The sequence below is a fragment of the Myxococcus sp. SDU36 genome (assembly GCF_030168875.1).
Classification (GTDB): domain Bacteria; phylum Myxococcota; class Myxococcia; order Myxococcales; family Myxococcaceae; genus Myxococcus; species Myxococcus vastator.
Genome location: NZ_CP077414.1, coordinates 5,417,757 through 5,432,159 on the forward strand (window position 1 = coordinate 5,417,757; position 14,403 = coordinate 5,432,159).

13 protein-coding genes are annotated in these 14,403 nt (G+C 70.9%); 11 read left to right on the forward strand and 2 right to left on the reverse strand.

Annotated elements, in window-relative coordinates; all coding sequences use genetic code 11:
- Positions 1-77: 77 nt before the first annotated feature.
- Positions 78-581 carry a peroxiredoxin gene (locus KGD87_RS21640; protein ID WP_284662268.1) on the forward strand — a complete coding sequence of 168 codons (504 nt, stop codon included), beginning with the start codon at positions 78-80 and terminating at the stop codon, positions 579-581.
- A 236-nt stretch (positions 582-817) separates the two neighbouring features.
- The gene (locus KGD87_RS21645; RefSeq protein WP_284662270.1) at positions 818-1,258 is read left to right on the forward strand and encodes a protease; all 441 of its coding nucleotides are present in this window, start codon (positions 818-820) and stop codon (positions 1,256-1,258) included.
- Positions 1,259-1,312: 54 nt separating this feature from the next.
- Here the strand turns inward: KGD87_RS21645 and KGD87_RS21650 are convergent, their stop codons facing one another.
- Both KGD87_RS21650 and KGD87_RS21655 read right to left on the reverse strand, forming a co-directional pair.
- Entirely contained in the window at positions 1,313-2,233 is a 921-nt protein-coding gene (locus KGD87_RS21650) for a diacylglycerol kinase catalytic domain-containing protein (protein ID WP_284662271.1), read from the reverse strand.
- 16 nt (positions 2,234-2,249) lie between these two features.
- Complete coding sequence (locus tag KGD87_RS21655; protein ID WP_284662273.1) at positions 2,250-3,215, reverse strand: SPFH domain-containing protein; 966 nt, start codon at positions 3,213-3,215, stop codon at positions 2,250-2,252.
- Positions 3,216-3,559: 344 nt separating this feature from the next.
- Between KGD87_RS21655 and KGD87_RS21660 the strand changes: the two genes are divergently transcribed.
- From KGD87_RS21660 to KGD87_RS21700, 9 genes are all read left to right on the forward strand, one after another.
- Positions 3,560-4,267, forward strand: a complete 708-nt coding sequence (locus tag KGD87_RS21660; protein WP_284662275.1) for a metallophosphoesterase family protein — start codon at positions 3,560-3,562, stop codon at positions 4,265-4,267.
- A 95-nt stretch (positions 4,268-4,362) separates the two neighbouring features.
- A complete protein-coding gene (locus KGD87_RS21665) occupies positions 4,363-5,175 on the forward strand; it encodes an imm11 family protein (protein ID WP_284662276.1) in 813 nt (270 codons plus the stop codon).
- Positions 5,176-5,292: 117 nt separating this feature from the next.
- Positions 5,293-6,471, forward strand: coding sequence for a serine/threonine-protein kinase (locus KGD87_RS21670; protein WP_284662278.1), 1,179 nt, complete (start codon positions 5,293-5,295; stop codon positions 6,469-6,471).
- 42 nt (positions 6,472-6,513) lie between these two features.
- Positions 6,514-7,578: a PEGA domain-containing protein gene (locus tag KGD87_RS21675; protein WP_284662280.1), complete on the forward strand. Its 1,065-nt coding sequence runs from the start codon at positions 6,514-6,516 to the stop codon at positions 7,576-7,578.
- A gap of 52 nt (positions 7,579-7,630) precedes the next feature.
- Positions 7,631-9,640, forward strand: coding sequence for a TonB-dependent receptor plug domain-containing protein (locus KGD87_RS21680; RefSeq protein WP_284662281.1), 2,010 nt, complete (start codon positions 7,631-7,633; stop codon positions 9,638-9,640).
- A 270-nt stretch (positions 9,641-9,910) separates the two neighbouring features.
- Positions 9,911-10,648, forward strand: coding sequence for an ICP22 family protein (locus KGD87_RS21685; RefSeq protein WP_284662282.1), 738 nt, complete (start codon positions 9,911-9,913; stop codon positions 10,646-10,648).
- A gap of 40 nt (positions 10,649-10,688) precedes the next feature.
- Complete coding sequence (locus KGD87_RS21690) at positions 10,689-11,915, forward strand: ROK family transcriptional regulator (protein ID WP_284662284.1); 1,227 nt, start codon at positions 10,689-10,691, stop codon at positions 11,913-11,915.
- Entirely contained in the window at positions 11,912-12,766 is an 855-nt protein-coding gene (locus tag KGD87_RS21695; protein ID WP_284662285.1) for a glycoside hydrolase family 16 protein, read from the forward strand. The genes KGD87_RS21690 and KGD87_RS21695 overlap by 4 nt, the downstream gene beginning before the upstream one ends.
- On the forward strand, positions 12,763-14,403 hold the full coding sequence (locus KGD87_RS21700; RefSeq protein ID WP_284662286.1) for an ABC transporter substrate-binding protein: 1,641 nt from the start codon (positions 12,763-12,765) through the stop codon (positions 14,401-14,403). Before KGD87_RS21695 ends, KGD87_RS21700 begins: the two co-directional genes overlap by 4 nt.

A 14,403-nucleotide genomic window follows, 5' to 3' on the forward strand; every position in this document is an offset into this window, starting at 1 on the left:
TGGGGACGCGGCGGGCCGGATGGGATGTGCCCGGCGTTGAACGCACCGGCCTGACTCCGGGGCGACGCGAGGACGTCATGGCCAAGACGAAGTTGCTGAAGCAAGGCGATGCGGTACCCGACCTCACCCTCACCGGCGCGGGGGGGCAGTCGGTGCGGCTGCGTGATTTGGTGGGCCAGAAGGTGTTGGTCGTCTACTTCTATCCGAAGGACGACTCGCCCGGCTGCACGGCGCAGGCCTGCGGACTGAGAGACCAGTACGAGGACTTCGTCGCCGCGGGCGCGGAGGTGGTGGGCATCAGCGGTGATTCGGTGGGCTCGCACGAAGGCTTCGCGGCGAAGCACCGGCTGCCCTTCAAGCTGCTCAGCGACGCGCGCGGCGAGGCGCGCGAGGCCTTCGGTGTGTCCTCGTCGTTCCTGGGCCTGCTGCCCGGACGCGTCACCTTCGTGGTGGACCGCTCGGGCATCGTCCGCGACAGCTTCGAGTCGCAGCTTCGCGTCGGCGAGCACGTGCGGCGCGCGCTCGAGCTGGTGCGCACGCTGGCGCAGGAAGGTGGCGCGCCGGCCTCCGCCGCGAAGTAGCGGACGGAAGGGGCACGCGCGCGGTGGCTCCGGGGCCCGGCGCCCCGGAGGACAACGGCTTCGTCATGCAGAACACCGGGCTGCGCGCGTTCCGAGCGCGTTATCGTGGGCCCATGTTCATCTCTTCCGGTAGGCGGTGGGGCGTCGCGGTGCTGTCCCTGGGAATGCTGGGCGGTGCGTGCGCGGCGCGGCAGGACGTGGCGCCATCCGCTGAAGCGACGCAGGAGACCCCGGCCATGACAACGACGTTGACGTGCACGCTGAGCGGCCCGGCGCAGGTGCGCGCGGGCGAACCCGTGGAGCTGGTGTTCGAGCTCAGCAATCCCACGGCGCAGGCCCTGCGCGTGCTCGGCTGGCACACGCCGCTGGAGGGCGTCCTCAACCAAATCTTCGACGTGTCCCGCGGCGGCGGCTCGCTCGACTACCGGGGGCCCATGGCGAAGCGCGCGCCGCCCACGGCCGACAGCTACCTCACCCTCTCCCCCGGCACGTCGGTGGAAGGCAAGGTGGACGTCGCCCGCTACTATGACTTGCAGGCGCCGGGCACGTATCGCATCGCGTTCCGGGGCCCGCTGATGGACGTCGCCCGGGAAGGCGAACCGGTGCCCGCTCCGAATGGCGGGTTCCGCCCAGTGGAAGTGCCGTGCCCCGTGGTGGAGGTCACCGTCACGCCCTGACGGCAAGGACGCGAGCCTCGCGCGGACCGCGCTGCCGCGCGAGGTGGCGCGCCGTCAGCCCGCCACCAGTCTGGCGCGCTGCCGCGCGGGACGGATGCGGGCGGTGGCGCCCGCGCCAAAGCGGAGGAAGTCCTCCTCCACGCCGTCGCTGAAGATGACGCCCTCCGATGCCATCCGCGACTCCAGCACCAGCTCGCGCTCCTCCGTCACGTCGCCCATCACCAGACTGGCGCCCGAGTGACGGCTGGCGAAGGGCTCGCGCACCACGAAAATCAGCCGCGGGTCCTCCCAGCCCAGGCGCACGGGCCCGCACGGCACCCCACCCGCGTGAGCCGTCACGCCTCGCGCCAGGTTGAAGATGGAGGACAGCCACCCGGTGGCGCCCGCGCCCGTGGACACCACCACGCCGCTGGAGGACTGGGACTCCTCCTGGTCCCCGGTGCGCAGCCGGTAGCGCGCGGACACATGCGAGCGCGCCCCGATGAACAAGTCATTGAAGGCCAGCAGCCGCTGCCCGTCCTCCAGGCGCGCCTCCGCCAGGGTGACGCGCTTGAAGGCCGCCTTGCCCTCCAACACCCGCCGCACCGCCCCGCGCGCGCCCGAAACCGCATGGGGCAAGAGCACGCCGTCGAAGCGCTCCGGGTCCGGATTCACGCCCACCAGCGGCTGCTCCCCCACGTACTTCGCCACGTTCGCCACCAGCCCGTCCTGCCCCGCGACGACCACCACCTCCTTGCCGGTGAAGAGGAAGGTGGGCACCAGGCTCCGGTCCACCTGCTGCACCGGCAGCCCGAAGGACAGCGACTCCCGCAGCGTGTCCACGTTGCGCCGGTAGGCTTCGTCCTCGCGGGTGAACTCGTCGAAGTCCTGGCCCGCGTGCTCCACGTAGAACTTCGCCTGCTTCTTGGTGTTGAAGCGCTCCACCAGGCCCGCCATGCGCGTGCGGCGGGTGACGAGCACGATTTTCTCGTACATGGTCCCCTCCCCGGCCTCAGCGCTCGCGGCCCGTCGCGCCCATCAGCGAGCGCAAGAGGTCCGGCGACACGTTCAGCTCGCCGATGCGCTGCGCGTTCTCCGCCATCTCCCGGAAGGCCAGGGCGATGTTGAGCGCCGGGTCCCCACCGCCCGCGGACGTGGCCATCAGCGTCTTCCAGTCCACCCCGCGCACGGGGGCCAGCGTCTTCTCCAGCGCGTACGCGCGGGCATCCGCGGCCTGCCGCTCGTTGTCGCTCCAGCGCGTCATCAGCGCGGCGCGCTGCTCCTCCACCGCGATGTCCGCGGCCATCTTCGCCTCGCGAATCTGCCGCTGCCGCGCCTCCACCGCCAGCTCCGTGGCCAGCTCGCTCTCCTTGATGCGCCGCTCCTGCTCCACCGCGGCGTTGCGGCGCGCGTAGATGGCTTCATCCGCGTCGCGCTGCAGCGCCTCGCGCGACTCGGCCTCCAGCGCCCGCGCCATCTCCGGCGCCGGCTTCACCGACAGCAGCGAGAAGGCCATGACCTCCACGCCCAGCGCCTTCACCGGCTCCGCCACGGCCAGGGCCGCCAGCACCTGCTGCTCAATGGCGTCCGAGCGCACCAGCACTTCGCGCAGCGTCAGCCCCTGCACCACCGAGCGCGCCCGCACCTGCGCCACCTGCACCAGCCGCTCCTGCAGCTTCTCCGGGTCATCCGAGCGGTAGCGCCCCGAGGGGCCCAACGAGTAGTCCAGCAACGAGGCAAGCCGGCGCGGGTCCGTCACCCGCCACGTGAGCTGCCCTTGCAGCGTCACCGCCTGGAAGTCCCGCGTCACCTCGTTGAACACGAACGGCACGTCCGCGCTGGACAGCGGCACCGACACCAGCGTCGCCGACGGCTTCCAGTAGAAGAACGAGAGCCCCGCCCCCTCCTGGACCACCTTTCCCCCCTCGAACCGCATCACGTACGTCGTCGGTGCCGCCTTCATGTAGCCGATGACCATGGGCCCTCCGCCCTTCTTCGTGTCTCAAGGACACATAGTTGGTGTCAATCAGACACGATTTCAAGTCAATGTGCGGAAGCGAGTAGTGCGGGCCCGCGGATGTCCGGTGCCGAATCCCGGTTCATCCGCGTTGCGACACAAAGCACACAAGTTCATGGACGAATGCGCCAGTCATGCGCAGGGTGGCAGGAGCCTCGGCGTTGGCGTCAGTGATGCCGGGCCACGAGACAGGGCACAGGGTGGCGACACACGAATGGCATCCGGTCGCAGCGAGGTTTTCGCGCGCCGGTCATTCCGCCGCCGCACGCAGTTCCTACCTTTCGAGGGCACTTCGGGGAGAGCGCATGCGGATCGCGGTGATTTCGGACCTTCATCTCGGGCGGCGTGATGCCGCTGACCACTTCGGGCACGACGACTCCGGCTTCCTGCGGTTCCTCCGTTTCCTGGAAGGCAACTTCGAGCGCATCGTGCTGCTCGGGGACATCTTCGAGACGCTCACCCCGCGCACGCCCGGGCGGAAGGTGGCGGAGCTGCTGGCGGCCCGCGCGGCGCACCCGGAAATCGTCCGGCGCTTCGAGCTGCCGCGCTACCACTACATCCACGGCAACCACGACCTGGTGGCGGGCACCGTGCTGGGGGCGCCCGACCAGCTGATTCTGCAGGCGGACGGCGTGCGGATGCTGTTCACCCACGGACACCACCACGACTGGATGATTCGCAAGGCGCGCCTGCTGTCGGAGGCGGCGGTGTGGGCCGGGGCGTGGCTGCGGCGGATGCGGATGCGGGCGATGTTCCGCTGGTTCCAGGCGCTGGACTTGAAAATCACCAACGCGCTGCCGGACCCGGAGCGGTGCACCTTCCAGCGCTGGGCCATGGCGCGGGCCAACGCGCATCACGCGGACGTCGTCGTCACCGGCCACACCCACCTGGGCCTGCGGGTGGAGCACGGCAGCAAGCTGTTCCTCAACAGCGGCACGTGCTCGGAGGGGCAGTTCTCCTTCCTCAGCCTGGACACCCGGGCCGCGAGCTACTCGCTGCACACCACCTGGTAGCCGCAGGCGCGCCGCGCGGGCAGGGAGGCGGCGGGGAGCCCGGTCCGCCGCTTCTTCCTCCCCCATCCCGCGTCAGGGGGAAGTAACATTGGCGGATGTTCAGGCGGCTCACCGAGGCGCTCCGCGTCCTGACGCGACGCTCCCCGACAAGAGGCCCCGGCCCCACGCCGGGCGCCCCCCGGCAGAGGCTCCTCTCCGACGTGCCCGCTGACGCGCGGCCCCTGACGAAGAAGTCGGCCGCGCGCCGGTCCCCCCCTCGCACCACCCGGCTGGCGCGCTACTTCGACCTCCACGATGACTTCCGCATCCCCGGTCGGCCCGAGCTGGGCGACCCGGTGGCGGTGGAGGTCCACCGGAAGCTGGACTCCGTCTGGCTCTTCACCTCCGGCGCCCGCGTGCGGAGCGTGGGCAGGCTGCGCCTGACGGTGACGCCGCCTGGAGCGCCGCTGGACTTCTCGCTCGCGGGCGCGGGGCTCACCCCCGTCGTCTCCGCGCGGGTGGCCTCCGTCTTCCGGGAGCTGGCGCCCGATGACGTGCAGCTGCTCCCGGTGGAGGTGGAGGACCGCGACGAGCCCCACTTCATCCTCGTCGCCACCCGGCTGGTGCGCTGCATTGACGACCGGGCCTGCGCGGAGGTCATCCACTACACCGCCGAGGACGGCCTCCCCGAGCGCGTGGGGCACTACCGCAACGTCAGCGGACTCCGGGTTGATCCCACGAAGACGAACGGCGCCCGGGTCTTCCGCGCCTGGGGCTGGCCGGTGAGCCTCATCGTATCCGAGGGCATCAAGGAGGCCCTGGAGCATGCCGGCATCACCGGCGCCCGCTTCGCCGAGGTGACGGAGCCGCCGCGCAAGTCCCGCCGGAAGAAGACCGCCACCAAGAAGTCCCGGCCCAAGCGCCGCTGAGCCCGCGCCGCCTCCTGCCTCTGCGGTTCCAACAGATTTGCCACCTGACTGGAAACTTGTGAGGTAGAGGCACCAACAATATCTTACTCGTTTTCCAGCCAATACCTGGGGACGACGTTGGACAACGAGGACAGCGCATTCGGCAAGTACCGGCTTGTCCAGCAGTTGGCGACCGGCGGGATGGCCCAGCTCTATCTGGCGTCCATCGACGGCCCCGACGGGTTCACCAAGTCCTGCGTCATCAAGCGCGTCCTGCCGGAGTACGCCAGCCTGGAGTCGTTCAGCCGCATGTTCGCGGACGAGGCGAAGGTCGCCGCGCTGCTGACGCACCCGAACATCGTGCAGGTCTTCGACTTCGGGCGGGTGGACGGCCAGTACTACCTGGCCATGGAGTGGATTCAGGGCCACTCGTTGGACCGGCTGCTGCGACAGGCGCTCCGGAGCAGCCGGGTGGTGGGGATTCGCGTGGCGGTGGACGTGGGGCTCGCGGTGGCGGACGCGCTCGCGTACGCGCACGCGAAGACGCTGCCGGATGGAACGCCCCTCAAGCTGGTGCACCGCGACGTCACGCCGGGCAACGTGCTGGTGTCGCGCGACGGCATCATCAAGCTGGCGGACTTCGGCATCGTGAAGAGCGCCGTCAACGCGGAGCGCACCGTCGCCGGGGTGGTGAAGGGCAAGTACCCGTACATGTCCCCGGAGCAGATCACCAGCCAGGAGCTGGACCACCGCTCAGACTTGTACTCGCTGGGCATCGTCCTCTACGAGGCCGCCACCGGGCGCCGCCTGTTCAAGCGTGACACGCTGGAGGCCACCATCATGGCCGCGTCCCAGGCGAACGTGCCGCCGCCGTCGGAGGGGACGCCGGACTTCCCCGCGGAGCTGGAGCGCATCATCCTCCGGCTGCTGCAGAGGGACCCCGCCGCGCGCTACCAGGGCGCCCGGGAGCTGCGGGACGACCTGGAGCGCTTCCGCGCCGCCCAGGGCTGGGCGTCCGGGACGCATGAGCTGGCGGCGCTCGTCGCCGAGCTGTTTCCGTCCAGCGTCACGGGCCCGCCGCCCACCGCGCTGCCGGCCTCCAGCACCTCCCATGGCAGCAGCTCCGCCACGGGCCGGACACCCGCCCCCAGCCCCGAGCCCGCGCGCGAGCCGAGCGGCACGTCCGCCACCACGCAGGTGCATGGCGCGGTGGAGGCGGTGCCCGAAGCGGGCGCCCAGGGCTTTCCGTGGGCAATCGCCCTGGCCGCGGGCTGCGCGGCCGTGGGCACAGCGCTGTTCTGGTACCTGGCCCCCTGAGCGGCTGCCGCCCGGCGCTGACGGCGCGGCTACGAGATTCCGATGAAACAGAAGACGTGGATTGCCGTCATCATCCTGGGCACGCTCGCCGCCAACGTGGTGGCCTACCGCTTCGTGCGAAGCCGGCGCGACAGCCCTCCCGTGCTCACGCCGGACGCCGTCACCCGGGTGCCCACGCCCCCGCCGCCCACGCCCCCGCCGGTGGAGCCGCCGCGAGAGGACCCGAATGAAGGGCTGGCTCGGGCCCGCCGCGCCGCGGGCCTGGCCGCGCTGGAGGACCGGGACTACGACGGGGCCGTCGCCGACTTCACGGAGGCGCTGCGGCTGCGCAAGGACGACCAGGGCGACCTGGTGGAGCTGCTGCGCATCGCGGCCGAGCTGCGGACCCGGGAGCAGGCGCGTCAGCAAGGCGACCAGGCCCGCGCCCAGCGCGAGCCCACGCCGGCTCCCGCCCGCGTCGTCCAGCGCACGCGTCCCTCGCGCGGCACGGCCCGGGCGCAGCCGCGCCAGGAACCCACTCCGCCGGAGGAGGCGCGCGGCGGCCTGCTGCTGGTGACGTCCACGCCTCCCGGGTTGATGGTGCGGGTGGACGGCAAGCCCATGGACCTCACGCCGGCGCGGCTGCCGCTGCGCGCGGGGAAGTACCGCGTGGCGCTCGCGCAGGGTGAGCGCACGCTGGCCGAGGAGACAGTGGAGTTGGGTGAGGACGACGTGCGCTCGCTCAACCGCGACCTCACCGCGGAGCTCGCTCCCGCGCCGAGGTCCTCGGCGACCGCGCCGGCCTCCGTGGAGGCGCCGCCCCCCGCCACGCCCGCGCCCACCAGCCCCGCCGCCACCGCGGCGCGTCCCGAGCCGCCCCCCACCGCCGAGCCGTCCGTGGCCACCGCCGCCCCCACGGCGACGGGCAAGGGCCGCCTGGACGTGTCCTCCCCCGGGCTCTACGGCGAGGTGTGGATCAACAACCGGCCCTATGGCTTCCCACCGCTCGTCGCCCAGGGGCTCCCCGCGGGGCCCGCCCGCCTGGAGGTCCGCGTCAATGGCGTGGTGAAGCGGAAGCTGACCGTCGACGTCGTGGCGGACCAGAGCACCGCCGTCCGCATCCGCTGACGTGAAGCCGTTCGCGCGGCGAGCCGCGCTCCCTTTCCTCATCGAGGTCGATATGCGCCGCTGTCGTAGGTGGTCCGAACCTTCACTCGGAGCGCTGCTCCTCCTGTGCGCCAGTCCCGCGCTCGCCCAGGACACCGACGCGGGGGGCCTGGGCGACGAGGAGCCGGAGGTCCACAGCCAGGTGGCCTCCTTCGCCGTCACCCGGCTCCAGGAGTCGCCCGCCGTCGTCACGGCGATGAACGCGGAGGAGATTCGCAACACCGGCGCCCGGGACTTGATGGACCTGCTGCTGCAGATTCCCGGCTTCTTCTTCGGCGTGGACATCCAGGGCGCGGTGGGCCCCGGCTTCCGCGGCCTGTGGGGCTACGAGGGCAAGGTGCTGCTCGTCGTGGATGGCAAGGAGATGAACGAGCAGCTCTACTCCACGATGCAGCTGGGCAACGAGTTCCCCATCGAGCTCATCGAGCGCATCGAGGTGGTGCGCGGCCCTGGCTCCGTCATCTACGGCGGCAACGCGGAGCTCGCCGTCATCAACGTCGTCACCCGCGGCGTCCAGGGCAGCACGGACCTGATGGTGTCCGGCATGTACGGGCAGATGGGCGGCGTCCACGGCCGGAGGGGGCTCACCGTCTCCGGCCGCAAGGTGTTCGAGTCCGCGCCGGGCCTGAGCATCTTCGCGTCCGCCGGACTGTCCCAGGCGCAGCGCAGCAGCGGCGTCTTCCAGGACTTCTTCGGCAACTCCGCGCAGTTGGGCGGCAACTCGCGGCTGGACCCGACGATGGTGCAGGCGGGCGTGGGCTACAAGGACCTGCAGCTCAGCGTGCTGTACCAGCGCTATGGCACCTCCGCCATCGTCGCCTTCGACGAGGTGCTGGAGGCGCCCGCGCCCACCAACTTCGAGTCCCTCCACGCGGAGCTGAGCGACCGGTTCCGCCCGGACGAGCGGGTGGAAATCGTCCCCCGCCTCAACCTCACCTTCTCCAAGCCCTTCAGTGACTCGGACCAGGAGTCACCCTTCTTCTACGACAAGCAGGTGCTGCGCCTGCGAGGACGGACGCTGGCGCGCTGGGCGGCGCTGGACTGGCTGCAGCTCACCGGCGGCGTGGACGTGATGTCCGACCAGGGGCGGGTCAACGGCCCGGTGGGCGTGGGCCTCCAGACGGGCTTCGGCCCCGAGGAGGCGGACAGCGTCTCCTACGTGAATGTTGCGGGCTTCGTGGAGGCCTTCTCCGTCAATCCCTTCGTCAACGTGGTGGCGGGCGCGCGCGTGGAGAACCACAGCGCCTTCGGTGAGTCCTTCGTGCCGCGGCTGGTGCTGCTGCGCGGCTTCGGGCCGTTCAGCGGCAAGGCCCTGTTCAGCCGCGCCTTCCGCGCGCCGAGCATCGAGAACATCAGCCTGGGCGACGACATCCGCCCCGAGCGCACCACCGTGCTCGAGCTGGAGGGCACGCTGCGCATGGGAGAAGGCCACGCGCTGAGCGCCAACGCCTTCGACATGGGCGTGGCGGACCCCATCATCTATTCGTACGACGCGGCGACGAACACGGAGGCCTACCGCAACCTCGGGCGCCTGGGCAGCCGCGGCGTGGAGCTGGACTACCACGTGCGCGGAAGCTGGGGCCGCGCCGCCCTCAACTATTCGTTCTACACCCCGTCGGGCCGCAACGACGTGGAGGACTACCAGGTCCCCGGCCAGCCCAACGCCTTCACGGGCATGCCCACGCACAAGGCCGCGCTCACCGGCAGCATCAAGGTGCTGCCCTGGCTCACCGTCAGCCCCACCGCCGTCCTCGTGGGCAAGCGCTACGCCGTGGACGTGCCGGATGACGAAGGCAACGCGGCGGTGGAGGCGCTGCCCACGCAGCTGCTGCTCAACCTCTTCGTGCGCGCCCAGGACGTGGGCACGCGCGGGCTGGAGCTTGGCGCGGGCGTCTACAACCTGACCGGCACGAACTTCCGCATCGCCCAGCCCTACAACGGCGGCCACGCGCCCATGCCCGTCTTCTCCCGCGAGTTCATGGTGCGCGTCAGCTACCTGCTGGACCCCGTCAGCGACGAATAGCCACACGTCCAACCCGACGTCCGCCACGGCCCATCCTCCCTCCGGAGGGTGGGCCGTCTGGCTTTGGAGCGCTGCGTCACGGGGAATGGACTGTCACAGACTTGCAATCACCGGAATCTCACTGGTACTTTCTTCGTCACTCGAAAGAACTTTTGTTCGTTCGCGGCTGCGCAGGGAGCTGCAACGCGCCGCGCCAGTGAACGACGACTCTCGAAGCACCCTGGTTTCTTCGCAGTAAGAACGAAGTCTTCCAGCTGTGGAGGGGAGCGCATGCATCCGAACAAGCATTTCGCGTGGGCGTGGGTGGCGGCGGGCGTTTTCGCGGTGTCTGGTCTGGTGGCGGGCTGTGACCCGGAAGAGGACCCGACGCCAACGCCTGACGCAGGACAGCAAACTCCGGATTCAGGCACGCAGCCTGACTCAGGCACGCAGCCGGACTCGGGCACCCAGCCTGACGCGGGCACACAGCCGGACGCGGGCACCGAGCCCGACGCCGGGACCGAGGAAGACGCTGGGAGTATCCCCACGCTGCCCCTGGCCGTGGACGGCACCTGGATTCCCAGTGGCTACATGGGGGACGGCGCGCAGGGCGGCGTCACCTACGACGGCACCGAGTGCGTGCCTGGGCGGGCGGGCACGCAGCTGGGCGCCTGCCACAAGTTCACCTGGACGCCTGGCAACGACGGCTGGGCGGGCGTGTACTGGCAGTACCCGGAAGGCAACTGGGGTGACCAGCCCGGCTTCAGCGTCCCGGACGGCGCCAACACCGTGTCCTTCTACGCCTGGGGCACCGAGGGCGGCGAAATCGTCTCCTTCATGGTGGGGATGAACGCCGCCGACGGTTTCGAGGCGAAAGTCGAGAACGTGGCGCTCACCACCACCCCGACCCAGTACACAATCGACATCAGCCGCTTCCGGTATGGGACGGTGGTAGGTGGCTTCGGATGGACCGCTGGTGGGAGGACGACTCCGCTCGTCTTCTTCATCGACGACATCCACTGGCACTGACACCCACCCCATCCTCGCGGCGGAACGGAGCGAGAGGACGATGCGAGTGGGAACGGCGGTGACGACGGTCGATGCGGCGGGCATGCGCGCGCAGAACAGCAGCCTGCTGCTCAACATGATCTGGCGCGAGCGTCAGATTTCCCGGGCGGAAATCGCCCGGCGGACGGAGCTGAGTCCGTCAACCGTCTCCGCCATCGTGGTGGACCTGGAGCGCTCCGGCCTGGTGCGCAGCATTGGCGCCGGGGTGTCCCGGGGCGGCCGTCGCCCCACCCTCATCGGCTTCTGCGATGACGCGTTCAGCCTCATCGGCGTGGAGCTGGGCGCCACCCACGTGACGGCCGCGCTCACCGACCTGCGAGGCCGGGTGCGCGCGTACCGGCACGCCAGCCACGCCGTCCGCGAGGACCCCAAGGGCACGCTCCAGAAGGTGCGCGAGCTGGTCCATGAGGTCCTGGACGCCGAACGCGTCCCGCGCCGCTCGGTAGCGGGCATGGGCGTCGCGGTGCCCAGCCCCGTCCACCCGTCCGCGCCCGGGAGGCTGTCACCACTGCTGGTGCCGGCCTGGCGCGACTACGACGTACAGGAGTCCCTGCGGAGCGCGTTCGGCCTGCCGGTGTTCGTGGACAACGACGCGAACCTGGGCGCGCTGTCGGAGTGCTACTGGGGCGCGGGCGTCAACGGCGAGGACCTGGCGTACATCAAGCTGGCCACGGGCATCGGCTCCGGCCACATCATCCACGGCGACGTCTACCGGGGCGCGGGCGGCACCGCGGGCGAAATCAGCCACATGGCGGTGGACTCCTCCGGGCCGCAGTGCGTGTGCGGCCTGCGCGGCTGCCTCGTCACGCTCATCGGGTCCGCGGCGCTGCTGGAGCGGGCGCGGGAGCTGATGGGCCGCAAGGACAAGCGCGCCCTCACGGTGCGCGAGCTGGTGGAAGGCGCGCGGGCGGGTGAGCCGGCCGCGCGGCAGGTCATCGACGGGCTCGGGCACTACCTGGGCATCGCCGTGGCCGGTCTGCTGAACCTGCTCAACCCCGCCATCGTCGTGCTCGGCGGTGAAATCTCGTCGGTGGGAGACCTGCTGCTGGACCCGCTCCGCGCGTCGGTGCGCAAGCGGGCGCTGTCCACCTCCATGGCGGAGACGCGCATCGTCACCTCCGCGCTGGGAGACCGCGCCATCGCCGTGGGCGCGGCCACCCTGGTGCTCCAGGCCGCGCTGAGAGACCGAACCCTCTTCCCCCTCCAACACCTAGGCAAATCTGCATGACGCTCCAGCGCCTCCTCCCCCTGGCCCTGGCCCTGACGGGCCTCGCCTGTGACCCGGCCGCCAACCGGGTGAACCGCCCTGGCCCCCCGCCGCCCCACAGCAACCCGCAGCCTGGCACGGACTGGGAGCTGGTGTGGCAGGACGAGTTCGACGGCGCGGAGGGCACGCCGCCCTCACCCGAGCGGTGGGTGCATGACGTGGGAGGGCACGGCTGGGGCAACGAGCAGCTGGAGTTCAACACCGACCGCACGGAGAACGCCGCGCATGACGGCGCCGGCAACCTGGTCATCACCGCGCGCCGCGAGCGCTACAGCGGCCGGGACTACACCTCCGCGCGCATCCGGACGCAGGGCCGCTACGAGCCCACGTATGGCCGCATCGAGGCGCGCATCCAGCTGCCCGTGGGCCGCGGCATCTGGCCCGCCTTCTGGATGCTGGGCGCGGACATCGGCACCGTCGACTGGCCGGAGTGCGGCGAAATCGACATCATGGAGTACCGGGGCCAGCTGCCGTCCATCCTCCGGGGCTCGCTGCACGGGCCGGGGTACTCCGGTGGCAACAACATCGGCCAGGACTACGTCGTCAGCGGCGCCCGGCTGAACGAGGACTTCCACGTCTACGCGGTGGAGTGGGAGCCCAACCGCATCCGCTGGTTCCTGGACGGCACCGCCTTCTTCGAGGCGACGCCCGCCCAGCTCCCCGAGGGCGCCCGCTGGGTGTTCGACCATCCGCACTTCATCATCCTCAACGTCGCCGTGGGCGGCACCTTCGTGGGCCCGGTGGGCCGGGACACGGTGTTCCCCCAGGAGATGAAGGTGGACTACGTCCGCGTCTACGCGAGGCCCACGTGAGGGCCGCGCTCTGGGCGCTGACACTCCTGCTGGTGGCCTGCAAGGTGGAGCCCCGCCCGCGGCCGCCCGGAGTGCTGTTCGTCTCCGTGGAGCAACAGAGCGCCTGGGTGCGCAACTTCAACCCGCTGTTCGCGGGCGCCGGCTCGCGCTGGCCCACGCGCGCGGGCGTCTACGAGTGCCTTGAAATCTTCAGCCCCGCGGTGGGCCAGTGGACGCCCTGGCTGGCCACCGGCCACGCGTGGTCCGAGGACCGCCTCACCCTGCGCTTCACCTTGCGCTCCGGCGTGCGGTGGTCGGACGGAAAGCCCTTCAGCGCGGACGACGTGGCCTTCACCTTCCAACTGCTGAAGCAGCACGCGGCGCTGGACGCGGGCGGCGTGTGGCGCTTCGTGGAGGACGTGCGCGCGGAGGACGCGCACACGGTGGCCTTCCAGTTCTCCCGCGTCTACATCCCCGGCTTCGCGGAGCTGGCGCAGCAGCCCATCGTCCCCCGGCACGTCTGGGAGACGGTGGCGGACCCGGTGACGTTCACCAACCCGCGGCCGGTGGCCACCGGGCCCTTCACCGAAGTCACCGTCTTCCGCAACCAGGTCTACGAGCTGGGCCGCAACCCGCACTACTGGCAGCCCGGCAAGCCCGCCGTCTCCGCGCTGCGCTTCCTGGCCTTCCCCACCAATGACCAGGCCAACCTGGCGCTGGTGGAGGGGGAGGTGGACTGGGCCGGCAACTTCGTCCCCGCCGTGGACCGCACCTTCGTGGCCAGGGACCCCGAGCACCACGGCCGCTGGTTCCCGCTCTACGGCAGCACCGTCTTCCTCTACCCCAACACCACCCTGCCGCCGCTGGACGACGTGCGCGTGCGCAAGGCGCTGAGCATGGCGCTGGACCGCGAGCGGCTGGTGGAGATCGCCATGTACGGCTACACGCGGCCGGCGGACGCCACCGCGCTCAACGACGCGTACACCGCGTGGCGCGACGCGGACGCGGCCCAGGGCGCTTGGGTGAAGCACGACCTGGAGGCGGCGAAGCGGCTCCTGGACGAGGCGGGCTTGAAGGAAGGCCCGGACGGGCTGCGGCGCAAGGCGGACGGCCAGCCCCTGTCGCTGGACATCGAGGTGGTGGGCGGCTGGTCCGACTGGGTGCGCGCCGGGCAGGTGGTCGCGAGGGACTTGCGGAAGCTGGGCGTGCAGGCGCAGCTGCGCACCTACGAGTTCGGCGCGTGGTACGCGCGGCTCCAGAAGGGCGAGTTCCAGTTGGCCATCTCCTGGTCCCTGGACGGGCCCACGCCGTACACCTTCTACAAGTGGCAGCTGTCCCCGCGCACGGTGCGCCCGGTGGGCGAGGTGGCGGCGGCCAACTGGCACCGCTTCGGCGATGAGGAAGCGGACGCGCTGCTGACGCGCTTCGAGCGCGCGGACGCCGAGGACGCGCAGCACGCGCTGATGGCGGCGGTGCAGCGGCGCTACTCCGAGCTGGCGCCGTCCATCCCGCTCTTCCCCAACCCGTCCTGGGGCGAGTCCAACTCGCGGCGCTTCACCGGCTTTCCCACCGAGCAGAACCCCTACGCGCGCCTGTCCCCCCATGCCGAGCCCGACAGCCTGCTGGTGCTGACGACGCTCGCCCCGAGGGAGCCATAA